Origin of the sequence: Sphingopyxis sp. H050 (assembly GCF_001468265.1) — a bacterium.
In the GTDB taxonomy this organism is placed as follows: Bacteria; Pseudomonadota; Alphaproteobacteria; order Sphingomonadales; family Sphingomonadaceae; genus Sphingopyxis.
Window position 1 is genome coordinate 590,515 of record NZ_LNRZ01000003.1, and the last position, 9,023, is coordinate 599,537.

The 9,023-nt window shown below is 69.7% G+C and carries 12 protein-coding genes; 10 read left to right on the forward strand and 2 right to left on the reverse strand.

The features are described 5' to 3' along the window. The first annotated feature begins 63 nt into the window (after positions 1–63). Both ATE67_RS09020 and ATE67_RS09025 read left to right on the forward strand, forming a co-directional pair. Entirely contained in the window at positions 64–996 is a 933-nt protein-coding gene (locus ATE67_RS09020) for an alpha/beta fold hydrolase (protein ID WP_058816367.1), read from the forward strand. A gap of 38 nt (positions 997–1,034) precedes the next feature. Beyond that, the gene (locus ATE67_RS09025) at positions 1,035–2,036 is read left to right on the forward strand and encodes an NAD(P)H-dependent glycerol-3-phosphate dehydrogenase (protein ID WP_058816368.1); all 1,002 of its coding nucleotides are present in this window, start codon (positions 1,035–1,037) and stop codon (positions 2,034–2,036) included. A 5-nt stretch (positions 2,037–2,041) separates the two neighbouring features. Here the strand turns inward: ATE67_RS09025 and ATE67_RS21990 are convergent, their stop codons facing one another. Continuing rightward, positions 2,042–2,170, reverse strand: coding sequence for a hypothetical protein (locus ATE67_RS21990; RefSeq protein WP_269433442.1), 129 nt, complete (start codon positions 2,168–2,170; stop codon positions 2,042–2,044). On the opposite strand from ATE67_RS21990, the gene ATE67_RS09030 reads away from it, so the two are divergent. Further along, on the forward strand, positions 2,169–2,477 hold the full coding sequence (locus tag ATE67_RS09030) for a hypothetical protein (protein WP_231728090.1): 309 nt from the start codon (positions 2,169–2,171) through the stop codon (positions 2,475–2,477). The genes ATE67_RS21990 and ATE67_RS09030 overlap by 2 nt on opposite strands. Positions 2,478–2,645: 168 nt before the next feature. On the opposite strand, the gene ATE67_RS09035 is transcribed toward ATE67_RS09030, so the two are convergent. Further along, entirely contained in the window at positions 2,646–3,278 is a 633-nt protein-coding gene (locus tag ATE67_RS09035; RefSeq protein ID WP_058816370.1) for a TlpA family protein disulfide reductase, read from the reverse strand. On the opposite strand from ATE67_RS09035, the gene argH reads away from it, so the two are divergent. The 7 genes from argH to ATE67_RS09065 form a co-directional block, all read left to right on the forward strand. Then, complete coding sequence (gene argH / locus ATE67_RS09040) at positions 3,277–4,653, forward strand: argininosuccinate lyase (protein ID WP_058816371.1); 1,377 nt, start codon at positions 3,277–3,279, stop codon at positions 4,651–4,653. The two genes, ATE67_RS09035 and argH, sit on opposite strands and share 2 nt — an antisense overlap. Next, positions 4,653–4,904: a hypothetical protein gene (locus ATE67_RS09045; RefSeq protein ID WP_058816372.1), complete on the forward strand. Its 252-nt coding sequence runs from the start codon at positions 4,653–4,655 to the stop codon at positions 4,902–4,904. The genes argH and ATE67_RS09045 overlap by 1 nt, the downstream gene beginning before the upstream one ends. A 103-nt stretch (positions 4,905–5,007) precedes the next feature. Continuing rightward, a complete protein-coding gene (lysA, locus tag ATE67_RS09050; protein ID WP_058816373.1) occupies positions 5,008–6,267 on the forward strand; it encodes a diaminopimelate decarboxylase in 1,260 nt (419 codons plus the stop codon). 163 nt (positions 6,268–6,430) lie between these two features. Next, positions 6,431–7,201, forward strand: a complete 771-nt coding sequence (locus ATE67_RS09055) for a precorrin-2 dehydrogenase/sirohydrochlorin ferrochelatase family protein (RefSeq protein ID WP_058816374.1) — start codon at positions 6,431–6,433, stop codon at positions 7,199–7,201. Then, positions 7,198–8,358: an aminotransferase gene (locus tag ATE67_RS09060; protein ID WP_156416956.1), complete on the forward strand. Its 1,161-nt coding sequence runs from the start codon at positions 7,198–7,200 to the stop codon at positions 8,356–8,358. The genes ATE67_RS09055 and ATE67_RS09060 overlap by 4 nt, the downstream gene beginning before the upstream one ends. A 203-nt stretch (positions 8,359–8,561) precedes the next feature. Next, the gene (locus ATE67_RS21365; RefSeq protein WP_156416957.1) at positions 8,562–8,708 is read left to right on the forward strand and encodes a hypothetical protein; all 147 of its coding nucleotides are present in this window, start codon (positions 8,562–8,564) and stop codon (positions 8,706–8,708) included. Positions 8,709–8,766: 58 nt separating this feature from the next. Further along, positions 8,767–9,023: hypothetical protein (locus ATE67_RS09065; protein ID WP_058816376.1), on the forward strand; the 257-nt coding region annotated here is incomplete at its 3' end.

Genomic DNA, 9,023 nt, shown 5'->3' on the forward strand with positions numbered 1-9,023 from the left:
CGCTCGGGACAGGCTTCGACAAGCTCAGGGCGAACGGAAGTGAGAGGCTGGCGTTAAAACGATATGAAAATCCTCCTCATCCTTATCTTCGCACCGCTGATCAGCCTTGCGCTGTTCTATTTCCTCTTCCCCGGCCGCCTCGTCGCGATCGCGCGCTGGCTGCTCCGCAAGCGCGGCGGCACGGTGCAGAAGAGCGTGACCGTCGAGGGCCGCGCCTGGCCCTATCTCGAGGGCGGCGATCCGGCGAAGCCGACCTTGCTGCTCGTCCACGGCTTTGCCGGCGACAAGGATAATTGGTCGATGATCGCGCCCTATCTGACGCGCGACTATCATGTCATCGCGCCCGACCTGCCCGGCTTTGGCGAGAATGAGCGCAACCCCGACCTTGCCTATGACATCGCGGCGCAGACCGCGCGGCTGAAAGCCTTCGCCGACGCGCTCGGCCTTTCGCGCCCGCATGTCGCGGGCAACAGCATGGGCGGCTGGATCGCGCTGCGCTACGCGCTCGACTATCCCGATGGCCTCGCCAGCCTGACGTTGCTCAACAATGCGGGCGTGCTCGGCGAGCATGAAAGCGACCTCCAGAAACAGGCCGCGAACGAGGATTACAACCCGCTCGTCCTCGCCAATCTGGAGGACGCCGACCGGCTGGTGGCGATGGTCGTCCACAAGCCGCCGTACATCCCCGCGCGGCTCAAGCCGGTGCTCTATGCCGACGGGCTCAAATATCGCGACCAGCTCGACCATATTTTCTGGATCATCGCCAACGAGGGCCGCGACCATCCGCTGAACGACCGGCTGGGCGAGGTGCGGGCGCCGACGCTGATCATCTGGGGCCGCCACGACCGGCTGCTCGACGTCAGCTGCGTGCCGGTGCTCGAAGCGGGCATCCCGGGCAGCCGCAGCCATATCTTCGAGCATGTCGGCCACGTCCCGATGGTCGAGGATCCGAAGGCGACCGCGGCGGTGATGAAGGGCTTTCTTGCCAAGCTTTGAATTGCGCGCCAGTCTCGCCTGAGAACAGGGAGAGGCGCATGCGGTTGAAGGTCGGCCTGCTCGGCGGGGGCAGCTGGGGAACGACGGTCGCGTCGGTGGTGTCGCGCAACGCGCCGATCACGCTGTGGGCGCGCGATGCCGAGACCGTCGACGGCATCAACAGCCATCACGAGAACCGCAAATATCTGCCCGGCATCAGGCTGCCCGCGGCGCTGCGCGCGACGAGCGACATGGCCGAAGTCGTCGCGGGCGCCGACGTGCTGGTGATGGGCGTGCCCTCGCACAGCTTCCGCGGCGTGCTCGAAGAGGCGAAGCGGCACCTTCGCCCGTGGGTGCCCGTCATCAGCCTGACCAAGGGCCTCGAACTCGCGTCGGGCAAGCGGATGACCGAGCTGATCGAGGAAATCCTGCCCGGCCATCCCGTCGGCGTCCTGACCGGGCCCAATCTGGCGCGCGAGATCATGACGGGGCAGGCGGCGGCGAGCGTGCTGTCGATGGCGGACGAGATCGTCGTCCGCGCGCTCCAGCCGGTGTTCCACTCGGGGCTGTTTCGCGTCTACACCAACACCGACCTCCTCGGCTGCGAGCTTGGCGGGGTGCTCAAGAATATCATCGCGATCGCGGTCGGCATGGGCGACGGGCTGGGGGCGGGCGACAATACGCGCGCCGGGCTGATGACGCGCGGGCTGGCGGAGATCACGCGGCTCGGCGTCGCGATGGGGGGACGGCCGGAGACGTTCGCGGGGCTGACCGGCATGGGCGATCTGATCGCGACCTGCACCAGCCCCTTGAGCCGCAACCGCCATGTCGGGGTCGAACTGGGCAAGGGGCGGCATATCGACGAGATCATCGCGGGCATGAACATGGTCGCCGAGGGGGTGAAGAGCGCGCCGACGGTGATGGCGCTCGCCGACAGATATGATCTCGCGATGCCGATCGCGCGCGACGTGTACGACGTGACGCAGGGCAAACGCGACGCGCAGGAGGTGTTCCGCGGCCTCCTGCGATCGAGCGTCGGCGACGAGGCGCATCCGGGTTAGCGGATTCACCGCCAGCCGTGCGGAATCGCGGTCGAGCCGGGAAGAAAACGCCGCCCTGCTTCGTTCTTTCTCCTGACCAACGGGTCCACCAGGAGAAAGACGATGAAAAAATGGACGATTTTGGCCGTCGCCATGGCTCTTCCCGCCAGCGCCGCGATCGCGGCGGTTCCCTATGGCGCGATGCCCGCAGGCTTCGAGCGCCCCGAAATCCGCGCGGTGCCGATCGCGGGCGTCTACAACCAATATTGGTACAACTATAAAGCCGACATTCTGGAGGCCGAGAAGGAGCTGATCAGCGACCTTCGCCACGCCACCGACCGCGAGGACCGCTGGGACGCGTGGGACGAATGGACCACCGAAGTCGTCGATGCCGACAAGGATTATGTGAAGGAAATGCGCAAGAAGGGCTATCGCACCGGCCGCGTGACGGTCGGCGGCTGACCCAGCCTTGCCCGGGCGGTAGGGGGCTTGTTCAAAATCCTCCCTGCGGCGAAGCCGTGGGGAGGGGAACCGCCGAAGGCGGTGGAGGGGCCGCAACGTCGCGCCATGGCCCCTCCGTCAGCGCTTCGCGCTGCCACCTCCCCATGCCTGCGGCACAGGGAGGATTGATCAGACACCACCCTCCGCCAACAACGCCTTCGCCTCCGCGCCCTGCCAGTCGATCGCGCCGACCACGCGCCACAGCTCGCGCCCGTCGGCGTCGTAGAAGATGCTCGTCGGCAGCGCGCTGTTCGCGGCGTCGAGCAGGGCATTGTCGGGGTCGATATAGGGCTGCAGCGCTTTCAGACCCGCCTTCTGGAACCAGGGATCGACGATTTCGGCGCCCTGCAAATCCTGCGCGACCGCGACCACGCTCATCCGCTTGCCTTCCTTCGCCGCCAGCGCATCGAGCGTCGGCATTTCGGCGACGCACGGCGCGCACCAGGTCGCCCACAGGTTGACGAGCAGCGGCTTGCCGCGGAACGCCGCGAGCGTCACCGGCGCATCGTCGGGACCGCGAAACGCGGCCGTGGGCGCGGCCTTGCCGGCATTGGCGCGATCGACGATGTGCTCGAACGTCTCGACGCCGCGGCCAGCCTTCGCTTCACCGGGCGAAATATTTGCTTGCGGTGCTCCCGCTTGCTCCCCGGCGGCCTTTTGCCTATCGCAGCCCGCGACCGATCCGGCCAGCATGAGGGCGAGGATCGCGGAATACAGGTTTGGATTGCGGCGAATGGCGGATACTCCGGAAAAGAGCAGCATGTGGGGCGGCCGCTTCGGTGGCGGACCCGCGGCGATCATGCAAGAGATTAACGCCTCGATCCCCGTCGACAAGCGCCTGTGGGAAGAGGATATCGCCGCCAGCCGCGCGCACGCCGCGATGCTGGGAGCGACCGGGATTATCGCGGCGGAAGACGCCGTCGTCATCGACCGCGGCCTCGCGCTGATCGCCGACGAATTCGCCGAGCAGGGCGTGCCGGTCGATCTCAGCCTCGAAGACATCCACATGACCGTCGAATCGCGGCTGAAGGAATTGGTCGGCGAGGCGGCCGGACGCCTGCACACCGCGCGCTCGCGCAACGATCAGGTCGCGACCGACTTCCGCCTCTGGGTCCGCACCGCCTGCACCCGCATCGACGCGGGACTGACCGCGCTCCAGTCGGCGCTGCTCGCGCGCGCCGAAGACCATGCGGACAGCATCATGCCGGGCTTCACCCACCTGCAGGTGGCGCAGCCGGTGACGCTCGGCCATCACCTGCTCGCCTATGTCGAGATGTTCGGCCGCGACCGCGGGCGCTTCGCCGATGCGCGCCGCCGCCTCAACGAATCGCCCCTCGGCGCCGCGGCGCTCGCCGGGACCAGCTTTCCGCTCGACCGCGCCGCCACCGCATCGGCGCTCGGCTTCGACCGCCCGATGGCGAACAGCATCGATGCCGTATCCGACCGCGACTTCGCGCTGGAATTCTGTGCCTCGGCTTCGATCGCCGCGATCCACCTGTCGCGCCTCGCCGAGGAAGTCGTGATCTGGGCGAGCCAGCCCTTCGGCTTCGTGCAATTGCCCGACGCCTGGTCGACCGGCAGCTCGATCATGCCGCAAAAGCGCAACCCCGATGCCGCCGAGCTGGTGCGTGGCCGCGCGGGCCTGCTGCTCGGCGCCTTCCAGCGCCTCAGCGTCATCGTGAAGGGGCTGCCGCTGACCTATTCGAAGGATCTGCAGGACGACAAGGAGACGGTGTTCGGCGCCTTCGACGCGCTCGCGCTGTCGCTCGCCGCGATGACCGGGATGGTCGAAACGCTGACGTTCCGCACCGACCGCATGCGCGCGCTCGCCGCCTCGGGCTTTTCGACCGCGACCGACCTTGCCGACTGGCTGGTGCGCGAGGCCGGGGTGCCGTTCCGCGAGGCGCATCATATCGTCGGCTCGTGCGTGAAGCGCGCCGAGGAGCTTGGCGTCGAACTGTCGGCGCTGGACCCGGGCGAGGCTTCGGCGATCCATCCGGCGGTGACCCCGGGGGCGCTCGCCGCGCTCACCGTCGAGGCGTCGGTCGCCAGCCGGATGAGCTATGGCGGCACCGCGCCCGAACGGGTAAGGCAGGCCATCGCCGCGGCCCGTGCCGCGCTGGAAGGACAAGAGTGATGGCGAACAGCCGCCCGATCATAGCCATAGTCGTCGCAACGTCGCTGCTCGGCGCATGCGGCAGCAAGGAAGATTTGAAGCCCGCGGCAGGCCAGCCTGCGGCGGCGATACCCGTGGGCGCGAAGCGCGCCCCGACGACGGAGGAGCTTACGACGCCCGACGCGCAGGCCAAGCCGGCGCGCAGCGACGAACTTCTCAAACGCTCCGAACAACGCCAACCCAATGATTTCGACTTGCCGCCTCCGGGCTGATGCAAACCGAACATACCTAGCCCGTTCGTGTCGAGCCCTGAGCGCCTGCAAGGCGGTCGAAGGGCTCGATGCGACCGGGGCAAGATGATCAGGACTTCCTTCGATGAACCATTTTGAAATTCGTGACGGCGTGATGCACGCCGAAGACATTCCGCTGCCGCGCATCGCCGAGGAAATCGGCACCCCCGTCTATGTCTATTCGCGCGCGACGCTCGAACGCCACGCCCAGGCCTTCGCCGACGGGCTGAAGGATGTGCCGAAGAAGCATCTTGCCTTTGCGATCAAGTGCAACCCGAACCTTGGCGTGCTGCGTGTCCTCGCGCGGCAGGGCTATGGCGCCGACGTCGTGTCGGGCGGCGAGCTCGAACGCGCGCTCGCGGCGGGCATGGCGGCCGAGGACATCGTGTTTTCGGGCGTGGGCAAGACGCGCGCCGAGCTGGCGCTGGGCCTCGACCGCGGCATCGGCCAGTTCAACATCGAGCATGAACCCGAAGGCGTCGCGCTGTCGGAGATCGCGCTCGCCAAGGACATGACGGCGCCCGCGGTGCTGCGCGTCAATCCCGACGTCGACGCGGGCACCCACGCCAAGATTTCGACCGGCAAGGCCGAGAACAAGTTCGGCGTCGGCATCGACGTCGCGCCCGACATCTTCGCCCGCCTCGCGGCGTTGCCCGGCCTGCAGATGCGCGGCGTCGCGGTGCATATCGGCAGCCAGCTGACCAGCCTCGCCCCGCTCGAGGCGGCGTTCGTCCGCGTCGGCCAGCTCGTCGCCGACCTGCGCGCCGCCGGGCACAGCATCACCCATGTCGATCTGGGCGGCGGTCTCGGCGTGCCGTACAAGGCCGGGGATAATCCCCCGAGCCCCGCCGAATATGGCGCGATGGTCGCGCGCGTGACGAAGGACTGGGACGTCACCCTGATGTTCGAACCCGGCCGCGTGATCGCGGGCAACACCGGCGTGCTGCTGACCGAAGTGCTGTGGGTGAAGCCTGGCGTCACCCATCCCTTCGTGATCGTCGACGCCGCGATGAATGACCTGGCGCGTCCGGCGCTCTACGACGCCTATCACGACTTCGTGTCGGTGACCCCGACGGGCGAGACGATGACCGCCTCGATCGTCGGCCCGGTGTGCGAAACCGGCGATACCTTCGCGCGCGACCGCACGACCGACAAGGTCGAGCCCGGCGACCTCGCCGTGTTCCGCACCGCCGGCGCCTATGGCGCGACGATGGCGTCGACCTACAACAGCCGCAGCCTGGTTCCCGAAGTGCTCGTCGACGGCGACCGCTATGTCGTCGTCGCCGACCGCATCGCCGCGGGCACGATCATGGCCGCCGAGCGGGTGCCGGATTGGATTGACTAGATCCTCCCCGGGACGGGGAGGGGGACCGCCCGAAGGGTGGTGGAGGGGGTTCGCGCCCTCAGGCGAGGTGGCGTGAGACGCCGCCCCCCTCCGTCAGGCCTGCGGCCTGCCACCTCCCCGCAAGCGGGGAGGATTTTGGCCGCATTTCTGCTAGGACTACCCCATGCACCAACTCCCCATCTTCCTGAACCTCAACGGCCGCACGGTCGTGCTGATCGGGGAGGGGGAAGCCGCCGACGCCAAGGCGCGCCTGATCGAGCGCGCCGGCGGCCGCGTCGTCCCGGCGTGGGAACAGGGCGCGACCATCGCCTTCGTCGCGCTCGATGACGGCGCCGAAGCGGCGGCGACCGACCTCCGCGCCCGCGGCCTGCTCGTCAATGTCGTCGACCGCCCCGAGCTGTGCGATTTCACCACCCCCGCGATCGTCGACCGCGCGCCGGTGACGATCGCGATCGGCACCGGCGGCGCCTCGGCCGGGCTTGCGAAAGCGATCCGTCAGCGGATCGAGGCGCTGCTGCCCGCGCGCCTCGGCGCGCTGGCGTCGGCGCTCTATGCCGCGCGCGCCGCGATGAAGGCGCGCTGGCCCGCGGCCGCCGACCGCCGCCGCGCGATCGATGCGGCGCTGGCCTCCGGCGGCGCGCTCGATCCGCTCGACGATGACGCCGCGGACAGGGTGGACGCGTGGCTGGCCGCCGATGGCGCGACCCGGCCGGGCCGCCTCGAGACCATCCGCCTGACCAGCGCCGACCCCGACGACCTCACCCTGCGCGCCGCACGCCTGCTCGGCGAGGCCGACCATATCTTCCACCCCGCGCGCATTCCCGCCGCGATCCTCGACCGCGCCCGCGCCGACGCCGTACGCCACCCGGCGGAGGCGCCGCCCGCCGATCCGCCGCCCGGCCTGTCGCTCTGGCTCGCGCCGCCCGCCGCGTGACCCGAATCCATCCGCTTTACGCCGCGATGGCGCCGACGATCTTCGAGCATATGTCGGCGCTCGCCCGCGCCCACGACGCGATCAACCTGGGGCAGGGATTCCCCGACGGCCCGCCGCATCCCGACATGGTCGCGGCCGCCACGCGCGCGCTCGCCGAAACATCGCACCAATATCCCCCGGCCCCCGGCCTCCCCGAACTGCGTGCGGCGATTGCCGGTTTCTATGCGCGGCGGCAGGGGCTGGCGCTGACCGGCGATCAGATCACCGTCACCTCGGGCGCGACCGAGGCGCTGGCCGCGGCGCTCCTCGCGCTCGTTCATCCCGGCGACGAAGTCATCCTCTTCCAGCCCGCCTATGACAGCTACGCCCCGATGGTGCGCCGCGCCGGCGGCGTCGCGGTGTCGGTGCCGCTCAGCCCGCCCGACTGGCGCTACGACGCCGAAGCGCTGGCCGCCGCGATCACCCCGCGCACGCGGCTGTTGATGCTGAACGACCCGCTCAACCCGGCGGGCACGGTCGCCAGCGAGGCCGACCTCGCGACGATCGCCGACGCGTGCGTTCGTCACGATCTGATCGCGATCTGCGACGAGGTGTGGGAGGATGTCCGCTTCGACGGCGTCCGCCACCGCTCCTTGCTGTCATTCCCCGGCATGGCGGAGCGCGCGATCAAGATCGGATCGGCCGGCAAGATCTTCGGCCTCACCGGCTGGAAGGTCGGCTGGTTCTGCGCCGCGCCCGATCTCGCGCAGGCGCTCGGCCGCGCGCACCAGTTCCTGACCTTCACCACGCCCCCCGCGCTGCAATGGGCGGTCGCCGAGGGGCTTTCCAAGCCCGATGCCTGGTTCGCCGACCAGCGCGCGGAGTGGGCCGCGTCGCGGCGGCATCTCGCCGATGCGCTCGAGCGCGCCGGCTTCGTCGTCCTGCCGAACGCCGCGACCTGGTTTCTCTGCATCGATCTCGCCGCCTCGGGCATCGCGCTTTCCGACCGCGAATTCAGCGAGCGCGCCGTCCGCGAAGCGAGCGTGGCGTCGATCCCGGTGTCGGCGCTGTTCGAGGGGGCGGGGCCGCAGCACATCCTGCGCCTCTGCTTCGCCAAGGACCGCGCCACGCTCGACGAAGCGGTGCAGCGCCTCGCCGCCTTCCGCGCCGCGCTCTGAGGCGCGATTCGCCAGCCCGTCGCCCTGTTTCCCCGCCGCGATCTCCCTGGTTCGGCGCACCGTCGCCGCTCCCGCGTCGCGGCGCAACCGCGCTTCGACGACCGGCGGGGCCGCATTACGTTAAGTTAACTCGGCGCCGCGCGCCCGGCGGCTTAGCCCTGCCCGCGGCGGCGCATCCGCCGCCGCAACCGACAGGAGCGTTTATGGAATTACCCGCCATCGATATCGACGCCGTGCCGCTGCTCGACACTGCGGTCGGGCTCTTCGGGGCGCTCGCCGCAGAGGGCCTCGCGCCCAGCGCCTCGGTGTTCGAGGCCGGCGTCACCGTCATCATGATCATCTACGACTGAAACCCGGCGCGCGCGGACGGCCCTTCGTCCGCGCGCCATTTTGCGAGCCGCCGCTGCGATGACCCCTGCCTCCCGCCACGACCATTTCCCGCGCCGCGATGCGCCCCGCCGCGCGCGGATGCGCGCCGCCGCCGATGCCGCCGAGGCCCGCTGGCACGCCGAAGACCGCGCGGCCGGCGGGCTGAGCGCCGCGCTCGACGCCGCCGCGACCCTGCCGCCGCCGGCTGCTGTGGCCAGCCTCGGTCGCTGGCTGGGCGACATCGGCTGGCTCGAGGCCCGCCTCGCCGATGCGCTGGCGCTGCTCGCCGCCGATCC